General features: G+C 48.6%; 22 protein-coding genes. 8 read left to right on the top strand and 14 right to left on the bottom strand.

Annotated elements, in window-relative coordinates; all coding sequences use genetic code 11:
• Positions 1-60: 60 nt before the first annotated feature.
• Positions 61-2,784, top strand: a complete 2,724-nt coding sequence (locus A9237_RS17470; protein WP_078608834.1) for a DUF2339 domain-containing protein — start codon at positions 61-63, stop codon at positions 2,782-2,784.
• A gap of 125 nt (positions 2,785-2,909) precedes the next feature.
• Here the strand turns inward: A9237_RS17470 and A9237_RS17465 are convergent, their stop codons facing one another.
• Genes A9237_RS17465 through flgB form a run of 12 tightly spaced genes read right to left on the bottom strand, consistent with a single transcriptional unit; the run spans position 2,910 to position 12,912 of the window.
• A complete protein-coding gene (locus A9237_RS17465; protein WP_078608833.1) occupies positions 2,910-3,950 on the bottom strand; it encodes a flagellin in 1,041 nt (346 codons plus the stop codon).
• An 11-nt stretch (positions 3,951-3,961) separates the two neighbouring features.
• The gene (gene flgL, locus A9237_RS17460) at positions 3,962-4,861 is read right to left on the bottom strand and encodes a flagellar hook-associated protein FlgL (RefSeq protein WP_039842737.1); all 900 of its coding nucleotides are present in this window, start codon (positions 4,859-4,861) and stop codon (positions 3,962-3,964) included.
• 12 nt (positions 4,862-4,873) lie between these two features.
• Entirely contained in the window at positions 4,874-6,247 is a 1,374-nt protein-coding gene (gene flgK, locus A9237_RS17455) for a flagellar hook-associated protein FlgK (protein WP_078608832.1), read from the bottom strand.
• Positions 6,248-6,796: a rod-binding protein gene (locus A9237_RS17450; RefSeq protein ID WP_078608831.1), complete on the bottom strand. Its 549-nt coding sequence runs from the start codon at positions 6,794-6,796 to the stop codon at positions 6,248-6,250.
• A gap of 10 nt (positions 6,797-6,806) precedes the next feature.
• A complete protein-coding gene (locus A9237_RS17445) occupies positions 6,807-7,928 on the bottom strand; it encodes a flagellar basal body P-ring protein FlgI (RefSeq protein WP_038895878.1) in 1,122 nt (373 codons plus the stop codon).
• Positions 7,928-8,599, bottom strand: a complete 672-nt coding sequence (gene flgH, locus A9237_RS17440; RefSeq protein WP_005435900.1) for a flagellar basal body L-ring protein FlgH — start codon at positions 8,597-8,599, stop codon at positions 7,928-7,930. The genes A9237_RS17445 and flgH overlap by 1 nt, the downstream gene beginning before the upstream one ends.
• A 32-nt stretch (positions 8,600-8,631) precedes the next feature.
• The gene (gene flgG / locus A9237_RS17435) at positions 8,632-9,417 is read right to left on the bottom strand and encodes a flagellar basal-body rod protein FlgG (protein WP_005432423.1); all 786 of its coding nucleotides are present in this window, start codon (positions 9,415-9,417) and stop codon (positions 8,632-8,634) included.
• 39 nt (positions 9,418-9,456) lie between these two features.
• A complete protein-coding gene (gene flgF / locus A9237_RS17430) occupies positions 9,457-10,188 on the bottom strand; it encodes a flagellar basal-body rod protein FlgF (protein WP_005435899.1) in 732 nt (243 codons plus the stop codon).
• Positions 10,189-10,200: 12 nt separating this feature from the next.
• Positions 10,201-11,400 (bottom strand): flagellar hook protein FlgE, encoded by a 1,200-nt coding sequence (gene flgE / locus A9237_RS17425; protein ID WP_005535960.1) that lies wholly within the window; start codon positions 11,398-11,400, stop codon positions 10,201-10,203.
• Positions 11,401-11,426: 26 nt separating this feature from the next.
• Complete coding sequence (gene flgD, locus A9237_RS17420; RefSeq protein WP_078608830.1) at positions 11,427-12,113, bottom strand: flagellar hook assembly protein FlgD; 687 nt, start codon at positions 12,111-12,113, stop codon at positions 11,427-11,429.
• A complete protein-coding gene (gene flgC / locus A9237_RS17415) occupies positions 12,113-12,547 on the bottom strand; it encodes a flagellar basal body rod protein FlgC (RefSeq protein ID WP_005432431.1) in 435 nt (144 codons plus the stop codon). The genes flgD and flgC overlap by 1 nt, the downstream gene beginning before the upstream one ends.
• 2 nt (positions 12,548-12,549) lie before the next feature.
• Complete coding sequence (flgB, locus tag A9237_RS17410) at positions 12,550-12,912, bottom strand: flagellar basal body rod protein FlgB (RefSeq protein ID WP_005432433.1); 363 nt, start codon at positions 12,910-12,912, stop codon at positions 12,550-12,552.
• A 78-nt stretch (positions 12,913-12,990) separates the two neighbouring features.
• Between flgB and flgA the strand changes: the two genes are divergently transcribed.
• The 4 genes from flgA to A9237_RS17390 all read left to right on the top strand — a co-directional run bounded on the left by flgA (position 12,991) and on the right by A9237_RS17390 (position 15,392).
• Positions 12,991-13,788 (top strand): flagellar basal body P-ring formation chaperone FlgA, encoded by a 798-nt coding sequence (gene flgA / locus A9237_RS17405; protein WP_078608829.1) that lies wholly within the window; start codon positions 12,991-12,993, stop codon positions 13,786-13,788.
• A gap of 138 nt (positions 13,789-13,926) precedes the next feature.
• Complete coding sequence (gene flgM / locus A9237_RS17400; RefSeq protein ID WP_027726655.1) at positions 13,927-14,208, top strand: flagellar biosynthesis anti-sigma factor FlgM; 282 nt, start codon at positions 13,927-13,929, stop codon at positions 14,206-14,208.
• Positions 14,209-14,230: 22 nt separating this feature from the next.
• Positions 14,231-14,668 carry a flagellar export chaperone FlgN gene (gene flgN, locus A9237_RS17395; protein WP_078608828.1) on the top strand — a complete coding sequence of 146 codons (438 nt, stop codon included), beginning with the start codon at positions 14,231-14,233 and terminating at the stop codon, positions 14,666-14,668.
• 46 nt (positions 14,669-14,714) lie between these two features.
• Positions 14,715-15,392: a lytic transglycosylase domain-containing protein gene (locus tag A9237_RS17390; protein ID WP_041054401.1), complete on the top strand. Its 678-nt coding sequence runs from the start codon at positions 14,715-14,717 to the stop codon at positions 15,390-15,392.
• A gap of 403 nt (positions 15,393-15,795) precedes the next feature.
• Here A9237_RS17390 and A9237_RS17385 read toward each other — a convergent pair whose 3' ends face one another.
• Complete coding sequence (locus tag A9237_RS17385; protein ID WP_005443683.1) at positions 15,796-16,314, bottom strand: NUDIX hydrolase; 519 nt, start codon at positions 16,312-16,314, stop codon at positions 15,796-15,798.
• A gap of 228 nt (positions 16,315-16,542) precedes the next feature.
• On the opposite strand from A9237_RS17385, the gene A9237_RS17380 reads away from it, so the two are divergent.
• Positions 16,543-16,803 (top strand): putative hemolysin, encoded by a 261-nt coding sequence (locus tag A9237_RS17380; RefSeq protein WP_005443680.1) that lies wholly within the window; start codon positions 16,543-16,545, stop codon positions 16,801-16,803.
• 263 nt (positions 16,804-17,066) lie between these two features.
• Positions 17,067-17,726: a hypothetical protein gene (locus tag A9237_RS17375; RefSeq protein ID WP_078608827.1), complete on the top strand. Its 660-nt coding sequence runs from the start codon at positions 17,067-17,069 to the stop codon at positions 17,724-17,726.
• A gap of 15 nt (positions 17,727-17,741) precedes the next feature.
• Here the strand turns inward: A9237_RS17375 and A9237_RS17370 are convergent, their stop codons facing one another.
• Entirely contained in the window at positions 17,742-18,578 is an 837-nt protein-coding gene (locus A9237_RS17370; RefSeq protein ID WP_078608826.1) for a YdcF family protein, read from the bottom strand.
• Positions 18,579-18,722: 144 nt separating this feature from the next.
• Here A9237_RS17370 and A9237_RS17365 point away from each other — a divergent pair, with 144 nt between their 5' ends.
• Positions 18,723-20,093 (top strand): L-serine ammonia-lyase, encoded by a 1,371-nt coding sequence (locus A9237_RS17365; protein ID WP_071234129.1) that lies wholly within the window; start codon positions 18,723-18,725, stop codon positions 20,091-20,093.
• The last annotated feature ends 339 nt before the right edge of the window (positions 20,094-20,432 follow it).

The following is a 20,432-nucleotide window of genomic DNA, read 5'->3' as shown; positions in this document are numbered from 1 at the left end:
ACAGTGAACTAAGCTTAGCTAAGTTGCTCAAAGTTAAGGATTCTGAAACAAGGACAGGGAGTGCAGCAGTTGTTTATCTCATTGGCGGTTATCTTGGCGGTTTGCGCCTTACTCATCACATTGAAAGCAGTCGGTCGAGTATCGAGACTCGAAGACGAAGTGTCTCAGCTTCATAAAGAACTGGCAGAACTGCGCGCGCGTTGGTTTGAGAGAGAGACACCGTCGACTCCAGAACCCGAGCAACACGCTTCTCAACCACAACAGGCGCCTCCGAAACAGCCCGCACAACCTAGTGCTCCGACGCTTGAATCAGGTCCAACATTGGTTTCAGAGCCTACCTCTGCGCCTCTAGCAGCCAAAGAAGTACCACCGCCAATTGTCGAGCCGAGCCTCCCTTCACTCGATGAAGTACACATCGGTGGTCTGGCGCAAAGCAGTGAATCGGTATTTGAGAAACAAGCCAATAAACTGCTGACCAACATCCAAGAAAACTGGTTGGTTTGGGTTGGCGCGCTCGCCATGTTGATTGGTGGTGGTTACCTTGTACAAGTGATTGGCAGTCACATTGAGTTCTCACCAATCATGCGCGTGACCATCGCATTCTCTATCTCTTTCGCTACCGTGATAGCAGGTGAATGGTTCCATCGTCGCGAGCAGAAATCCCCAGACCGAGCAGAACGAGCGAAAGGCTTTACTTACGTTCCTGCCGCCATAACCGGAACAGGGTTAACTGGCATCTACTGCACGGTGATCTTTGCGTTTGTCTTTTATCAACTCTTATCGCCAAGTGCATCTCTGATAATTTTGGCAGGCGCGGCATTTTCGAGCTTAGCGCTTTCTCTACGCCAAGGTCCTTTGATGGCCGTGCTCGGCTTAATCGGCGGTTATTCAGCACCACTTTGGATTGGCGGTGCAGAGCCTAACTATTACTTACTCGCTGGCTACATCACTGCAATTTCAGTTGCCGCAACGCTACTGATGCAAAAGATCCGACACGCTTGGATTTCACCATCGATTACCGTGCCGCATGTTTTGTGGATGTTGTTGCTGATTGAGAGCATGCCGATAGAGCAACTTTTCTCATGGCTTGCGATCTTCCTTTCTCTGAGTTTGTACCTGCTGTTTGCGGTGCCAAGAATGGGTTGGATGCTCAAACCGCGTTACCGTCATTGCCAAGGCAGATGGACGCATCCACCGACAGGTATTGCTCTCGCACTGACATTATTAGTGCTGTCGGCACTAGCTCGCATGTCTAGCATTGATACCGCTGAGATGATTTACTTCTATGCCTTCTTTACTGCCATGATTTGGCTACCCGCCATTCGTAAAACTTGGTCATTAAGAGTCTATTTACCATCGATATTGGTGCCTTCTACCGCGATCATGTTGCTTTCTATTGCGCTTGAATCTATCTACATGGCTGAAGGACAAACGCCAGTACTGCTCGCGCTCGGCATCAGTATCGTGTTGATTGCACTGAGAACATTATTCCAGACATTGGCAGGTGACCGCTCTCAACTAACGGGCATCCTCTTCCTTGTACTTGCCCCTGCGATGACCTTGATTACCCTGCTCTACACCTACGAGTTCATGAGCCGTCATGTTTTAGGTTGGACGCTCTTCACCGCTGCAATTACGGTTTACTACGCCTTACTAGGACAAAGGTTCAAAGCGCTGGCACTGGAATGCTCTGCCATCATGCATGCCATCATTGCCGGAACGGCTTTCGTTTGGCTGAATGACACATGGCTCACGACCGCTATTTCGATTCAAGTGGCGGTTATGGCGTTGCAGACTCAAGCCAATGTTTTCCGCCCTGCGAATTGGGCAGTCAAAGTCGCCATGGGCATCTTAGTCGTACGTCTTACACTATTACCGTTTATTCCAGAGTGGCAGCCTGTTAATGCTGGACATTGGGCTTGGGTACTGATCAGTTACCTGCCTTCTTTGGTGATTCTTGCTTACGCTCGCACTGTGTTACACCGCTCAGATACAGAACTCGCCAATTGGTTTGAAGGGGCGTTCTTACACGTGTTCTTGATGGCGGTGTTCACCCAAACCAACTACTGGCTGACGGGACAATACGGCTACCTAGGCTACATCGATTTCACTTCGGCGATTGTGTTTGCTAACCAAGCATTAGTGATGGGGTTGGTTTACAGCTATCGCAGCCAGTTTGCGCAGCAACTAGAACGCGTCTATCAAGCATACAGCTATCTACTTTGGGGCGCTTTTGTTGTGCTGATGATGTTGCTCAATAGCCTTGAATCACCGTTGATGGTCAATAATGTTTCCGCGGAATCCATGCCTGTGTTCAACATGCTGTCTCTTGGCTGGTTACTGCCTGCGATTGTTTTGCTAGTAACCACTTACAAGCGTTGGAACACGTTGCAGATCCCTCGCCCTGTGGTCGCCAGCTTTGGTCTTATCTTGGCAGCCATTTGGCTAGGTATGTCGATTCGCCAGTTCTGGCAACCTATCTCGATGACACTAGCTCAGCCAACTGGCATGGCAGAGCTGTTTACTTACTCGATTGCTGGTTTGATTGTCGGCGGCATACTGACTTGGGTTGGCGCAACCCGCAAAGCGATGACGATTCAACGCCTTGGCTTAGCCGTACTGGCGTGCGTCGCGCTTAAGGTATTCCTGTGGGATGTCCGCTCATTGGATGGCTTCTGGCGTGCGATCAGCTTCTTGGGTCTAGGCGCATCACTGATTGGATTAGGATGGTTATTCCAAAAACTGCACCGCTCGGTCGCAGAGCCTGTCGAGCAAGCGGAATAAAGTTTTAGATAAGAAAGGTGATTCCCAACTCTTTTCTGGGTTACGCAACCACTGGTGAATTGAGAAGGGAATCTTGGAGTGTTCTTACTGCGCTATTTCAACTGGGGTCCATTTCAAATAAAGAATTATTTCAACAGCGCCACAACCGTATGACGACGAACATTCGCTTGCGCATTCAGCGCTTGGAATGTCGAGCTAAACTGACCGGAAGTGGCCATAAAGCCATCGAGTTTCGCATTCACATCAGCAGCACTTAACTGCTTGGATTGGCTCTGCACAGCGCGCATTTGGGAGTTAAACTCACCGTGAAACGCTTTGGCTTCTTCCAAGCTGGTTTGCACTTGTCTTATATGCTGATTCACTTTGGCGATGGTTTGCTTAATGCCATCACGAGAGCCTAAATCAAAGCTCAACTCAGCGATGCCATCCGGTTCTGATTTTAGGTTCAGAACATTCGCTTGCCCTGCAGGAAAACGATGACCTTCGCCCGTCACTAGTACCTTTTGCTGCATTTGTTGATATGCCGTATCGCGCGCTTCAAACAAAATGGTGCCGTCTTCTGCCAGTGACGCTCGCATGCCCATCGCAATCAAACTGCGGTCGAGCATTTTCACAGTGCGCGCACCATCGGCTTGACCATCAAATTGGATCATCACCGATTGACCTTGCGGAAAGTCTAAACGGATTTGCTCGGCTTTCTCACTCAAACGATGCACGTTCAAACCGGGAATGGAGAAACGGCGAATATCCGCTTTATCCAGTTTGAGGTGCAGTTCGTTATCAATCACTTTCTGCCCGTCAAAACGTGCCTGTTCAACCACTTGTTGAATCAAAGCTTTAGAACGTACTAGCCCTTCTTGCAAACCGGGAACATTCTGCACGCCTTGGTTGACAGCTTGGGTCAAACCCCGCTTGATTTGAGTCAGCTCTTTACCGATCACTTGCAACGATTTAGAGGCGATTTGCACCGCTGTTGCTTGTTGCTGACCTTGAGTAAGCTGAATGCCAGAAACGGAATAGGCTGACGCGGTGTCAGCCTGAATTTGCGTAGGACGCGGCTTAATCGCACTGCTCGAATCCGCGGAGCGGGTTGGCATGATAGAGGCTTGTTCTTGCCCTCCTAAGCGTATGCTATGGGGTCTTACCTCTACTGTGCTCATCACCATACAAAACTTCCTTAAATACGATCAAACAGGTTGAGATCGTTGATCTTCACGTAGCTAGCTTGCGTTGCTTGTAACGCCGCCATGTAGTTGCTCAAACGTACTGACGCCTCACCGTAATCCAATGCCGATAAGTCACTGGTCACCTTATCAACGAACAACTTATTTTCGCCGTGCGCGCTGTCCATTAAGTCAAGGTTGTTATGGCGGCCACCAATTTCCGTCATCGCCCCCAGCACGTTCGCCAAGGTATCATCAATGGCAGATAAGCTAGCGTCTACTTCCGCTTGAAAATTCGGACTCGGGTTCTCAAATTCTGCAATCAAAGCGTCGATTTGGTTCAATACGTTATCGCCACCGCCAAGTTCCAGAATCTCTTTTGCCGTCATGTTGGAATCCATGGTCACGCCCTTCGCGACGGTGACCACACGCTTATCGCTGTTACCATCAACTTGGTACGCACCGCCTGCATTACTCACCGCAGGCGTGTCCGTCTGAGTGCCTGAAAACAGGTAGTGGCCTTCTTCGTCTTGCGCATTGAATGAAGATTCAATCGAATCACGGTAGCTTTTTAGTTCGATGACCATGCCGCTACGGTCTTCATCAGTTAATGTACCGTTCGCGCCCCAAAGCACCAAATCACGCACACTCTTCAAGCTCTCGTTGACCGAATCCAGATGGGTTTCTTGAGCAGAGAGTGTGGTTTTCAGGTTAGCTATATTACTCTGGTACTGGCCAATCGCGCTGTTTTCACGCTCAAGGTTCAGCAGCTTTATCGACGCCATAGGATCATCAGAAAGCTTGGTTAGTCGGTTACCCGTGGCCATTTGTTGAAGAACATGCCCCAAACCTGCGTTGTTGGTTTGCAGGCTTTGCAGCATCATTTGGCTAAATTGACTGTCACTGATTCGCATCTCGGGTTCCTTTTAGAATAACTGCAATACAGAGTCGAAAAGCTTGTTAGCGGTGCTAATGACTTTCATGTTGGCGTTGTGTGCGTTAGCAAATGTCATCAGATTCGCCGCTTCTTCATCGCTGTTCACCGCACTGACGTTGTCGCGCGCGGCATGCGCTTGTTTGTTCATTGCCGCTTTAGCTTCATAATCCGCTTCCGCTTGGCGTGCTTTGATTGCCGTTTCACCGACCATTGCGGTGAACGCATCGTTTAAGCTCAGCGAGCCATAGCCAGTAACTGAAACCGGCTTATTGCTCAGTTGAATTAGGTCATTCAACACATCTGCATTACCCGGAGTGCCATCGCTGGAGAACGCTAATTCTTCCGCACTGATATCAGTAATGGTGAGGCTCGCTGCTGGGTTTGCCGGATCGTAGCTAAACAATGGCTTGCCCGGATTGCCGTTAAGATCTTGCCCTGTCGCCAGCACAGCGTTGTATTCATCCGCCAATGCTTTTGCCATGTCATCCAAAGCGACTTGGTTTGGCTTAAGCACATCGGTTTGATAATCGTTAATCGCACCCAACTTACCGCCTACCGAGTGGTCAATGACAAAGCTTTGCGAGGCGAAATCGACACTCAAATCCGCAAGATATGGGTCGCTTGGATCTGGCTTCGCTGTCAACTGACCATAATCCGAACCCATTACCAAAGGCTGACCAGAAGCGAGTGTCACCTGCATGCTGCCATCTGGTTGATCGGTAGTTTTGATTTCAACGATCTGGGAAAGCTCGCCAATCAGCACATCGCGAGTGTCCATCAATTGAGCCGGATTGCCGCCCGTGCCTTGCATCTCTACGATCTGCTTGTTCACATCCGCAATGTTCGCCATCAAGCTATTGGCATGGTTCAACGCCGCAGTGCGCTTGTCACTCATGTCTTTATGCTGATTATGAAGGGACTCAGTTAACGTATTGAAACGACGCGCCAACGCTTCCGATTCATTAATGATCTGCTGACGGTATGGGATTGATTCTGGTTTTACTGTGGCATCATTAAGCGCAGCATTAAGGGAATCTAACCCCGCAGAAACACTAAATCCATCCGCGCCAAGCGTGTTCTCAAGCTGGCTCATAGCGGTGGTATAACCTGCCGAATACGCCGCTAAACTGTTGGTGGACCACGTTTGCTTCACCAAGAACTGGTCAGTGACACGACGAATGCTCGTCACTTCAACACCCATGCCTGGGCTTAGCTTGTTGTACTTACCGTCACCGACAGACGCGGTTAGCGCTTGTTGGCGGCTGTATCCGGGCGTATTAATGTTTGCCACGTTTTGCGCGGTCACATCCAACGCCACACGGTTCGCGTTTAAGCCTGAAAGGGCGATATTAACAAGGTTCATTTACAGCTCCATTTTCCTGATCAGCGGCTGAGTAAATGCGGTCGTCATTCCGGCTTCACCGAGCACTTGTTTAACAGAGGCGACCGCTTGCAGTGTGGGATTAACTGCATCGGTCTTCATCGCGATTTCATCGTTTTCAAGTTGTGACATGCGTTCAAGGCTGACCACTTTTCCATCGTTCGCCGGAGAGACATTCCGTGATTGGTCGAACGCCACTTCTCGCATTGAAGGGCTAAGTTGCTGGATCAGCATATTGGCGATACCAGAGTTCTGTTTTTTCGCCAGCTCCATCGCCAATTGCCCATCGTACATATCGCGAAACACGCCTTGTTGTTGGCTAGCAAACGGGCTGTCTTTGTCGGCCAATACATCACTGCTGCTGCGCATTTGGCGTAGCACCATTTGTAGGAACATCGCCTCGAATTGACCCGCAACCACTTCAAGAGCACCTTCTTGATCGCGGCTTTTCTTGATGCTCGCTAGGGCGCTGTTGTCGTGATACAGCATGGTATTGAGTTGAGCTTGATCGCCGCTCGTATCTAACTTCATCGCTAACTCCTTAAATCACCACAAGCTCAGCATTCAGTGCGCCCGCTTCGTTCAATGCTTGCAGAATCGACATCAGATCCGTTGGCGTTGCGCCCAAGCTGTTTACTGCGTTGACGATGGTGTTCAGTTCCGTACCCGGAGGCCAAATCACCATTTGCGCTTGTTCTTCGTTTACTTCGATTTGGGTTTGATCCACGACTTTGGTTTCACCATCAGCAAACGCGTTCGGTTGGCTGACTTGTTGAGATTCGGAGATTCGAACAGTCAAGTTGCCGTGGCTTACTGCCGCTTCACCAACCTTAACGTTCTTACCAATCACCACTGTACCCGTACGTGAGTTGAAGACGATTCGAGCTGGTTTACGGCCTTCTTCCACGCTCATTTCTTCCAACATCGACATCATGGTGACACGCTGTTGGGTGTCCATTGGTGCACGCATTTCTACTCGCGCTTTGTTGATCGCTTTCGCTACGTTTGGACCAAAAGTATTGTTGATTTCACGGGCGATGTTTTTCGCCGTTGTGAAGCTTGGTTTACGCAAGTTCAGAGTAATTTCATCGCGTTGGTTAAAGTCGGTTTCGATTTCTCGCTCTAGCGTAGCTCCGTTTGGAATGCGACCCGCAGTTGGCGTGTTCACTTCCACCTTAGAGCCGCTTCTGCCTTCGGCTGACAAACCGCCAACCACCACGCTACCTTGAGCAATGGCGTACACTTCACCATCGATACCGCGCAGTGGCGTCAGCAGTAACGTGCCGCCACGTAAGCTTTTCGCATCGCCGATAGAAGAAACTACTACGTCCAGTGTTTGACCCGGTCCCGCCATTGGGTCAACGGATGCGGTAACACTTACAGAAGCCACGTTACGTAACTTCGGATTCATGCTGTCGTCAATCTGAACACCAAATTGGCGCAGCATGTTGGTAATCGATTGGGCGGTGAATTTCACTTGGTTACGGTCGCCTTGACCGGCCAGGCCCACCACCAAACCGTAACCGACCAATTGGTTTTCTCGGATGCCCTGCACATCCACCAAGTCCATGATCGGAATTTCCACTTCGGCTTGTGAAGTGGCAGGAAGTCCCAAGGTCAGAGCCAATAGGAAAGAAGTAAAGAATGCGTTGATTGGCTTCATTAGAATGGTACCCATGGGCTGTTGAAGAACTGAGTCAGCCACCCGGCTGCGTTGCTGTCGGCTAATGCGCCACGACCAGCATAAGTAATGCGAGCATCCGCAATACGTTGAGAAGACACTTGGTTGCTGCGGTTGATATCATCAACGCGCACAATGCCCGTTAGGCGAATAAACTCGTCGCCTTGGTTGAGTCGGAGCCACTTTTCACCGCTAATGCGAAGTACACCATTTGGCAGTACCTCATGCACCGTCACGGTGATCGCGCCTTGTAACTTGTTGCCTTGCGAGCTAGATGCGCTGCCATCGAAATTACGACTGCCATCAATACTCACGCCCAACTCATCTATGGTTTTGGTGCCAATGGTTGGCGTAGCAAAATCAACGGTAGAGCTTTTGCCAAACTGAGTGCCTGCTTTCTTGCTGGACTCGGTCTCTTCAGAAAGCTGCACAGTCAAGACATCACCCACTCGGTAAGCGCGGCGGTCTTGGAATAACGTCATGGTGTATTGGTGACGATAAAGGCTGCCGGATTTGGCTTCTGGCAAGGTGTAATCCAGCACTGGCGGCGCGTATTCCTCTGTGTTTGGCTCAGGTGGAATAAACTCCTGACGCCCTGCACATCCCACCAGCAACACGACGGCAACTGCCCAACTCTTCGAAAGCCATTTCATTGCTTTTTCCTTCATCATCACCAATTTCTTACTTACATCGATTGCGCGACAAACTTCAGCATGTCGTCTGCGGCAGAAACTACTTTGGCGTTCATCTCGTACGCACGTTGAGTGGTGATCATGTCGACCATCTCTTCCACTACCTGCACGTTTGAGCCTTCTAAAGCGCCCTGTTTGATGCTGCCTGCTCCGTCTTCGCCTGCAATCAATTCATCCGCAGGACCACTTGCTTCTGTCTCACGGAACAAGTTACCGCCAACGGCTTCTAGACCGGCTGGGTTGATGAACTTCGCCAGTGTGATTTGACCCAGTTGCTGCGGCGTTGGGTCGTCAGCCGATGTGGTTGTTACCGTGCCATCCACACCCACAGAGAACGAAATCGCGTTGTCTGGGATTTGAATTTGTGGCTCTAGTGGCAAACCTTGGCTGTTGACCATCAAACCCTCTGAGTTGATGTGGAACTGACCATTACGCGTGTACATGATCTGGCCGTCAGAGTTTTCGATTTGGAAGAAGCCTTGCCCCATCACCGCTAGATCCAACTCTTGAGTGGTGTTTTGCGTGTTGCCTTGAGTGAAGACTTTCTGCGTACCAACTACGCGAACACCGGAACCAAGCTGAACACCGCTTGGCAGTTCATTCACTTGGTCGACTTGCGCGCCCGGCTGACGCTGAATGCTGTAAAACAAGTCTTCAAACACCACGCGGTCACGCTTAAAGCCGACCGTGTTAACGTTCGCTAGGTTGTTAGAGATGGCAGTCATTTTGGTATCTTGAGCTGCCATGCCCGTTTTACTTACCCATAATGCTGAATGCATTGGTTATCTCCTTTGGACGAGAATCCCTTGGTGAGAGGGTTATCTCGCCGCCATCAATTTGTTTCCGGCTTGCGCCAAGGTTTCTGCGGTTTTCATCATGCGGACTTGCATTTCGAAGTTACGTGTCAGCGACATCACGCTCAGCAGTTCATCAATGGCAGACACGTTACTGCCTTCAATGTGCTCTGGAGATAGCTGCACGGTTTCATCCGCAGGGAAAGGCACACCATCTACGCTATGCAACAAGCTGTCGCTCTCTTTTTGCAGCTGGTTGATTGGTGGTTTCACCATTTTCAAAGTGCCCACTTCCACTTCTGCACCACCACCCGGAGGAATCACAGATACGCGGCCACGTTCACTGATTTCAATCTTCTGAAAATCAGGCACAACGATGGGTCCGTTTTCACCGACAACGGGGAAGCCATTGATGCTCATTGCGCCAAAGGTATCGACTTTGATGTTGCCCGCTCGGGTGTAAGCCTCATTGCCAATTGGCGTTTCGACGGTAAGGTAGCCCTCGCCCATGATCGCCACATCGAGAGGACGACCGGTTTTCATGATGTCGCCAGAATCAAAACGCGTTGCGGCTGAGTTGGTCACCACCATGGTGCGGCCATCAAAGCCCGCACCTTGTAGCTCAACGCTGCGAACGCGTTCCATATCGGCACGGAAACCTGCGGTGTCAGCGTTCGATAAGTTGTTCGAACGTACGTGCTGAGCTTTGAGAACTCGACTCGCACCCGACGTGGCAGTAAATAACAAGCTATCCATGCGACTCTCCCATTACACCGCGTTGAACAGAGCTTGAGTCAGCTTGTCATTGGTCGAAATGGTTTTCGCGTTCGCTTGGTAGTTACGCTGCGCCGTCATAAGCGCAACCAGTTCGCTGGTTAAGTCAACGTTAGAGCCTTCTAGCGCACCCGGTGTTAAGTCACCCAATGTGCCCGTCCCCGGAACACCCATGATTGGCGCGCCTGAGCTAAAGCTTTGTGTCCAAGCCGTGCCGCTCACTTTCGATAGACCTTGCGTGTTAGCGAAATCCGCAAGCACAACCTGACCTTGCAGTTGAGACTGACCATTGGTGTAAGTGGCGTAAACCATACCGTTATCTTCCACTCGAACGCCCGCAAGCTCACCAGAGGTGTAACCGTTCGGGTTGTTGGTGCTCACGCCAAACGCAGCGCCAAACTGAGTACTGCCGTTCAAGCTGATATCAATGCTCATTGCGTTTGCGCCCGCTGCTGGGAATGCAACATTGAAAGAACCCGTTGGAGAAGCTAGCGTGCCGTCGGTATTGAATTGAACCGTTTGAGCCGTTGCTGGCGTCGTTGGTGCACCGTCAACTTCCACATTCACTTGCCATTCGTTATCTGATGTCTTGGTGAAGTACTGAGTGACTGTGTGCGAGTTACCAAGTGAGTCGTACACCTTGGTGGTGTAAGAAGAGTTGAATGAGTTTGGATCGGAAGAATCGAATGGGTAAATCGCTTGGTCGACTGCCGTTGCGCTTGCGTCGAAGTTCGCCACAAAGTCCAGATTGTCGGTCGCTTTTGCGTTAAGTGAAGAAGTAGATACTTTGATGTCGCCAACAGAGCCAGTTTGAAGGTTCGCATTGTTGTCTACGCTGTAACCTTGCAACTTGGCACCGTTATTTGCGGTCACAAAGTTGTTCTTATCAGTGCCAAACACACCTGCGCGAGTGTAAAGCATCTGCCCCATGTGATCTTTCGTCACGAAGAAGCCGCTGCCGTTGATCGCCAAGTCCATTGCACGGCCTGTGCCTGTCACCGAACCATTCTTATCGAAGTTCTGAGAAATCGACGCCACTTCTACGCCGCCAGGCTGCATGCCGTTGTAAACCGCTGCAAATTCTGTGCGGCCACCTTTAAAGCCGTACGTTGATGCGTTGGCAATGTTGTGGCTGATGGTGTTTAACTCTGTGTTGGTCGCGTCCAGACCACTAAGTGCGATGTTAAAACTCATAAATAACCTCTGATTTCCTTATTTGGTTAAGCACCAAACTGAGTGATTTGATAGAAAGGAACGTTGCCAACGCCTTGAACATTGACCAGTGCTGCGCCACCAGAGCTAGGAATACGTACCTGCTCAACCGTGCCTGCCAGCAAAACATTTGGGCTCTTTTGCCCTTCTTGAACTTCCACCGCAACGGTGTATTTACCCGGTTTCAAACCAAGCTCTTCGGGATTGAGCGAGAACTCAACGTCACCCGCACCGTGCGCACCTAAAGGCACTTTGGTCGATTGGCCGAATTCATCTTTGACGACTAATGTCACTTGGTTCGAACCGTGTTCAAGCTCGACCTTGCCACTTTGCACGCCTTCACCAAGTTCAAATTCATTCGAAGAGACGTACACGGTTTGACCAACCAAACCAGCCGTTGAAAGCACCTGCATGTTGTCGAGCAATACCATGCTGTTTTGCATTAGCATCGACATATTTTCAGTACTTTGAACTTGCGAAAATTGCGCTAGCTGGCTGACATACTCAGTACCATCAAGCGGGTTCAGCGGGTCTTGGTTTTGAATTTGCGCCACCATGAGCGAGATAAACTCATTTTGCAGTGACGTTGCGCTGTTCATATCCGACGGGTTCGCAGAAATGCCGCCGGTATCACCACTAGCGGTAGTGGCAACTGGTGCGTCAGAAGAGAGCGCTGTGTATTGTGCGAGACTCATTAGTTACCCTGCCCTAGTCGAAGCAGACCTTGCTGCATGCTTTTCACATTCGTCAGCACTTCCACGTTAGTTTCAAAGCTGCGCGTTGCGGACATCATGTCGGCCATCTCTGACACCACATCAATGTCTGGGTAGTACACGTAGCCTTCGTCGTTCGCTAACGGGTTGTTAGGTTCGAAGCGTTTTTCTGCCTGACCTGCGTTTTGCACCACATCTACTATGCGCACTTCCGCATTCGGATAAACACCGTTTTCCGTCGCCATCTGCGTTTTTTGATACACAGTGGCAAACACAGGTTTGAGTGCTTTGTAGGCATCATCTGGATTGGCAGACACCGCATCGGCGTTGGCAAGGTTACTGGCTACCGTGTTCAGGCGAACGGTTTGCGCCGTCATCGCCGAGCCAGTGATCGAATAGATATCAGTAAATGACATGTTTAACGTCCCTCAATCACTTTCGCCAAGCCACTGAATTTCATGTTGAGAAACGTCAGGCTGGTTTGAAAGTCCATGTTGTTTTGCGTGAACTTGGCTTGTTCAACGCCCAGTTCCACAGTGTTGCCGTCTTTGCTGTTTTGGTAAGGCACCGAATATTGCGCCTCAACCTGAAACTTCGGCACCGGTTTGTTCACACTGCCCGCTGACATTTGGTTCATCACGGTGGTGAAACTTAGGTCCTTCGCCAAGTACCCAGGGGTATCAACATTTGCTAGGTTACTGGCGAGGACTTTGGTACGCTGAACGCGAAAATTGAGTGCCTCTGGATGTACACCTAACGCATTTTCGAATGTGATCGCCATGCATCTTTCCTTAAAGTCGGCTCGAATACGCCAAGATCAAAACAAGATGCATGCCATAAAATTTAGTTATATATATCAATGAATTACAAGCAAGGAAGGAAGCCTCGCTTCCGGTTTACGGAAACCATTCAAGCCAAGGGGAAAGGTCGATTTTCCTCAATCATGCTGCTTTGCGGTTTGGCTATGAGTGCAAGCTCAGTCAGTGCTTTAGAGAATGAGAAAAACCTAACCGCAGACGAGTTAAAAGCCATTGTCGGCGAGCAGTTTGAGCAAGAAGTGGCGCAAATAGCACACTCACGTCAATGGGGAAGCTACCAACTCGATTATCAAATATGGGTGCCAGGCTCTGCCAATCATCTACCGGTTTGTGACGCCCCTTTGGCAATCACAGGACGCGATAACCGCCCGTTGCCTGTTGGCAATTTAAAGCGTGCTGTCAGTTGTGAAGCGGTAAGCTCTCCATGGCGCATCAATGTCACAATCAAATCGGCGGTGACGCTTCCTGTGCTTGTTGCCACCAGCACAATTGACCGCAACGAAACCCTCTCAGCCTCAAACTTAAAATCTGAAACACGCACGATTTCGCGCCAAGACGATTTCTACACGAAAGCAAACCAAGCCATTGGCCTTGAGACCACCCGCCGCATTCGAGCAGGTCAAATCATTGACCCAACCAACTTAAGTTCGCCGCCATTGATCGAGAAAGGCAACGAAGTGATTATCATCGCCAGCAAAGATGGATTTAGTGCCAGCACTAAGGGAGTCGCTTTAGAACAAGGTAAGAAAGGTCAGCAGATTGAGGTAGAAAACATCAGTTCTGGCAAGGTGATACGCGCTGTCGTAACGGGGCTCAATCAGGTGCATACCCAATTTTGATTTTGGACTCAGGTTATCATTTTTCGATTTAGGCACTCGTCATCACAGGTGAACTTCGAGTACAAAAAATAAATATTTAATGTTCATCACACCCTAGTCGCCTATTCGATTTAGAACATGATGATTGAGGACAACAGCATGAAAATCGACAAAGTCGCGGGCGGTCATGTCCCACAAACTAAATTCCAGCAGGCGAGTAAAAAGCCAGTCGACACCATCGCACAGAGCAAAATTAACGAGCCAGCATTTCAAGCGAACACGGCTGCGATAGATCGCGCTCAAGCAGAAATGAAATCCCTGCCAGACGTAGACATGGCAAAGGTTGAGCAAATTCGTAATGCGTTGGCACGTGGTGAACTGAATCTAGATACCAAAGCATTATCCAAAGCAGTAATGCAATTTCACACCGGTCACGAGTAACGCAGCGCACTAGGAGTCATGCATGGCAACGGCGGCATCACAGCATATTCAGCAGTTTGTTCGTTCTATTTCGGAAGACATCAAACTCTACCAGCAATTGCTTGGGCTGACTCAACAGCAAAAAGCACTGTATTTGAAGTTCGATGGTGAGGCGCTAAGCGAGAACATTCAAAAACAAATGCCGATTTTGAATCAGCTTGGTCGCTCTGCAAGCGAAAGAAGCCAGTTAATGCGTAAGCTCGGATTGCCTTGTAATGAGACCAGTGTGAATCGTATTTTCAATGCCTTGCCCGCCAAGATTGGTACGCAAGCGAGAAAACAATGGACGCTGTTGGAATCCTTGGTGAAACAATGCCAACAGGACAATCAGAGCAATGGCCAAAGCTCTGCAGCGTTCCAAGAGTTAGTCAGTCAACTCAAACAACCTGTGCAACACACTTATGAAGAGCGTTCGTTCTAAACAACGATTCTCGCCTTGCCTGCAGAGTCTACCGCCATCCCGGTCGATTGCTGTGGGCTTTTTTGTTTTGTGCGTGATGTGCTTGTCTCCAATGACGATGGCCAAGCCGCATAAAGCCACTATCGACCAGCAATATCAAGTGCTCGCGCCATATCAAACGCAAATTACCCAACGTCTCGATTCCGTTAGCCCGCTTCTCGATCATATCTTCAAACAGCTTAAGCAAAAGTCTTTGCCCGCCAACTTGGTGTTAGTGCCCATGCTGGAATCATCCTACAACCCCAAAGCTGTATCACACGCCAATGCCGCCGGTTTATGGCAACTGATTCCTGCTACGGCGACGCGCTTTGGCTTGCAAGTGAGCGATAAGCAAGACGAGCGCTTTGATACCAAAGCCAGCACTCAAGCCGCCATAAGATATTTGGAATTTCTGTATAACAAGTTTGATCAAGATATTGCGCTCACTCTGGCCGCTTACAACGCAGGTGAAGGTCGCGTTGCACGAGCGATCAAAAAGGCAGGTAGTCGAGATTTCACGGCACTTACTTTGCCGAAAGAGACTCAGCAATACGTCAATCGCTTTTATGCGTTGGAACGTTTGGTGAATATACAGCAATTGCGTACCGATTCTTTCCAGCCATTACTTTTGTTTGCAAACCATTCCACTATCTACGCCGAACCGCTTATAGACCTTAGTCGATTACCGCCACTCGTGGAATTGTGAACACTCTCACTAAATTCAACCAATGTCAGAAGCACGTAAAATTACAAGATCCTGTTCTGCCAATTTGCAAACTCGTGATCTCGATGCAAACGCGTGCATAAAAGTTACGGTAATGTATCTCAAAGATAAGAAAGAGCAGTGGTTTGCTGATAATTTACCAACTTGCACTTGTGTATTGGCTAGATATCCATCACATTACGTGTGCAAATAAAGTGAAAACCAATAGTTAGACCTATTAATTATTTACACAACAAATATAAAGCCGCTATTGTTTTCACAGATTGATACAAAAAACAGAATATCGAGATGACGCTTCGCTTGCGCGTCTGGAATAAGTCCGGGTTCCGGGGGGGAGCTCGGACTTTTTTTATTGCTTGGAAGTTACAATTTTGATCTGAGGGGGTTACAGCAGCTCTTTTGCGATAAGTTGTAGCAAGAAAGTTTCGCGTTCAATGCTCATGCCTTTCTTCGGGCTTTCCGCCATCGTCTTTTCATTGTGCGCGATCGCGTCGTGAACATTCATCCAAACTGGACGCATGCCGTTCTTCACTTCGTAATCCTCATAAGCCGTTTCACCTAGCTCACGGTCAATTTTGCACGTGTAGCAGTATGACGTCATGTGCATCACATCCGCATCGTCTTTGTACCAAGGACGAAATTCTTCGAAGATGCCGTAAGGCTTGATGTTGTGAATGTTCTTCGCACCGGTTTCTTCTTCCAGCTCACGAACTAAACCTGCAATCACATCCTCACCGTCATCGATGCCACCGCCAGGCAGTGTGTAATCGTGGTAACGCTCTGTGTAAAGAAGCAGGACATCTTCACCGTCTAATACAATGGCGCGCGCCGCATTGCGTTGGAAGATGATTTTGTCATCCAGATGTTCGATGTCTGGGTGCGTGGTGGTTTTCAAATGTCTCATCGCAGAATCCACTGTGAATGTTTTGCGCGCATACTACCGAAATTCATGCGCATTCCCAAGTTTCAATTTGAGCACGTCTGAAACAAATATAGGCGAACAGTGAGCAAATTCTAAAATTGCACAGAATTCCCTTACAAGCGTCGTGCTTTTAACAAACATAAGACAATATTTTTCTGAAACTCTCCTATAATCAACACACTACTCGTTAATCCCATGCGGAGATCAAGAATGAAAAAGACAACTTTAGTAACGGCAGTGGCAGCAGCGATGGTGTTGGCAGGTTGCTCAACTTATGACGGTGCAACTCGCTCAAATGAATACACATCAGCAGCAAACCCAGCAGCGGTATACTGCGTACAGCAAGGCGGCGAGCTAGATACAGTAACGGAAAATGGTGAACGCGTAACTTACTGCCAACTGTCTGAAAACGAGCGCTTTGAGCAGTGGGAATACTACCGCAACAACCACAAAGAAGATGGCGAGTCGTAAACAACGTTAACATTTACGCAATCTAAGATTGCAATTTTATCAACAAAGGAGCTTTAAGCTCCTTTTTGTTTACCGTAAATTTCCCTACTTTCTGATACTTACCCCTTTATCCATCGGCCTTACCGCATAGCGGTACGATATCGAACGGCGTTTTATTCCTGACATTCCTCTGACATTACTTTCCACTTGGTCAATAAAATTTCTCGCGCACATCACGAAATTTCACGTTTTTTCCACATTTTTTACGGGAGCGGGTGGTCAGGATGAAAACAGATACAGTCAAACAAGCCGAATCGGCACAAACTAATGTGATTACTGAAGAGTCAAAGCGCATCATCTACAAATCGATGTTAAGTGCATTGACCATCATTGCGCTTAGTATTTTGGTCAACCTAAGTATCCGTGTGGATTACGTTTTACTTGGTTCAAGCTTGGGGGAAACCTCTGTTACGGAAACCTTACAGCTGATCATGTTGGCTGTTGCGTCTTGGTCTTTCTTCCGCATTTCTAAACAAGAAAGCCATGTATCACACGCGGCAATCTTGATCGCTGGGTTCTTTGCGGTATTGATGATCCGTGAAATGGACTACTGGTTCGACATGATTCACCACGGTTCTTGGGTCTTCCCTGCTCTTGCGATAACTGCTCTAGCTTGTGCGAAAGCGTACCAAGGCGGTAAAGGCACGGTGAACGAAATGGCAACCATTCTACAATCACCTTACATGAAGCTACTTATCGGCTCGGTGATCTTGTTGTTGGTGTTCTCTCGCCTGTACGGCATGGGTAGCTTCTGGCAACACGTAATGGGTGAGCACTACGTACGCGATGTGAAAAACATCTCAGAAGAAGGGATGGAGCTGCTGTGTTACAGCCTAATCGCGCTAAGTGCCGTACGTACACGTCGCGAACTTAAGCGTCAGTAAGTTGAAGTGGCTTAACTAGCCATTCGCTTCGGGGTCAAGTTGCAGGTTCAACGTCGTCAATATCGGATGAAACACTGCTAACGCTTGCTCTGCTGCAACCACTGAATCATCAAAGGCCGTCATTTCGATGGCCTTTTTCATATCTGCAATTTGCCCTCGCACTTCAGGCTCTAAATCGAGCGCTTGAAGCTTTTCTATCGCACCAAGGCCAATGGCTAAGGGCTTTGCTCGTACCTCAGCGAGATCACGTTCAAAGGCACCACGCTTGACTCCCTCTAGATACACGCGGTAAGTCGTGAGTTCATCAAACAATAGAAATGCGTCCGCTAAAACACCTGTATTGGGGTAAGGCACACTCACATGATGCGAGAGATCGAGTGGAATATTGAGCTTTACCCCCATGTCCGCACAACGCGACTTCAGCACGCGCAATAAGCCTTGTTCATCCATTAAGGTTTGAATCTCGATGATGCGCTCTAGGTGATAGTCATTGGAGAGTAAAGTGACTTCAATGGTTTGCCCTGCCTCGCAAAGACCACTTCTCAATAATTCCGCAGCGGCATTTTGCATGTTCTGCACCGTATTGAGTGAGCGATTCTCGATGATGACCTGCTGCTCAGGAAAATCGATTTCCCTAGCCTTGGCTAACTGGCAAAAGTAGCGATACATCGCATCCGCTTCTGAGACGGTTTGTCCTTGAGTCACACCGCCACAAAAAACCAAGGCAGTCGTCTCAAAGCAAAATTCGTTTAAAACATTCAACAGCGCTTCCACGCGTGAGCGACCTTCAGCACTCAACTGATCGTGCACCAACCGCTTACCTAGAATGATCACTAGCTTGTTTAACTTCATTACCCAGATCTCAATTACTCATACTTTAGCGAACAATTTGTATACAAAAATTTGCTTTGCCAATACTCTTTCAGGCATTAACATCTAATTAACAATGTCGTTCTAGAGACCTGAACAAAGGTCCGCAGAGAAAGGAAGTCAATTATGCTGTCGATTTTCGATATTTTTAAGGTCGGTGTCGGTCCATCCAGTTCCCACACCAATGGCCCAATGCTCGCAGGTTACCATTTCACTCAATTACTTAGCGACTCTATGGCGAAAGTGCACAAGGTGCAAGTTGACCTTTACGGTTCTTTATCGCTGACTGGCAAAGGCCACCATACAGACCGAGCCACCGTCCTTGGTTTGATGGGCAATAAGCCCGATACCATTAAAATGACCAGCGCCAAAAGTGCACTGCAACATACTATTGAACATGGCACACTCTCGGTCGCAGGTGTTCATGAAATCGTGTTTAGCTATGATCACGATATTGTCTTCCACAGTGATAACCTTCCCCTTCATGAAAATGGCATGACCATCACGGCTTATGATGCTGCTGGTGATCAGGTGGCGTTTGAAACTTACTACTCTATCGGTGGTGGCTTTATTGCAACCGCAGCCGAGTTGGAAAATGGCAGTTCCGAAGCGGAAGTACAGGTACCTTACCCATTCAAATCCGCCGATGAAATGCTAGAAAAAGCGGAGCAAAACGGATTCAGCTTAGGTGGAATGATTCTGCAAAACGAGCGTGCCTTCCGTGAACAGGAAGAGATCGATCAAAAAGCCGAACAAATCTGGAAAGTGATGTCGCTGTGCATGCAACGAGGCTTTGATACCGAAGGCATTCTTGAAGGCGGGTTGAACGTAACGCGCCGCGCGCCAAACCTACTCAAAAAACTCGAAGCCAATGCGGCAGTAGAGAACGATCCAATGGAGATCATGGATTGGATTAACCTGTTTGCCTTTGCAGTAAGTGAAGAGAACGCCGCAGGTGGCCAGGTAGTGACGTCGCCAACCAACGGCGCTGCTGGTGTTATTCCTGCCGTGCTTATGTACTACCATCGCTTCATTAAAGAGCTCGATAACAAACAATTAAAAGACTTCTTAGCCGTGGCGGGGGCAATTGGCATCTTGTACAAAACCAACGCTTCCATCTCTGGGGCTGAGGTGGGATGCCAAGGCGAAGTCGGCGTATCTTCTTCGATGGCGGCCGCAGGCTTAACGGCACTGCGTGGAGGCAGCAACGAACAAATCTGTATTGCCGCAGAGATCGCCATGGAGCACTCACTAGGCATGACTTGTGACCCAATAGGCGGTCTAGTTCAGGTGCCGTGTATTGAGCGAAACGCGATGGGCGCGATGAAGGCCATTAACGCATCACGCATGGCACTGAAACGCACCAGCAAATGCCTTATTTCATTAGATAAAGTTATCGAAACCATGTATCAGACGGGCAAAGACATGAATAAGAAATATCGTGAGACATCACTTGGTGGACTCGCGGTGATTCATATGGCTCCACCATGCGAATAGCATACTTTATATCAGTTTTTGCTAATTAATATTTTTCATTGTTGGCGGACAAAATTCCGCCAACGCCTTTGTTCGTGTATAAAAATCAGCCTACCTCTCGCTTCTCTTCATTCAGCTTATTAATTCAGCGACTTTTCAAAACCTTAAAAAACACAAAAGAATAATAGTCTTATAAATTGTTATTTTTTAGTCATTTATTCACATAATTTTCAGTTGATCTAGAACAACACATTAGCGAGGCAAACGTTTCGCATTAGAAATTTTAGTGCATTAATTTCGTTTTATGCGACAATTGTTTCAATATGTAACATAGCGTTTAAGTAACATTTAACAGAAATA

Source organism: Vibrio owensii (assembly GCF_002021755.1).
GTDB lineage: Bacteria > Pseudomonadota > Gammaproteobacteria > Enterobacterales > Vibrionaceae > Vibrio > Vibrio owensii.
Note: the sequence above shows the minus strand (reverse complement) of the source record. Positions and strands in the feature narration are given on the sequence as shown.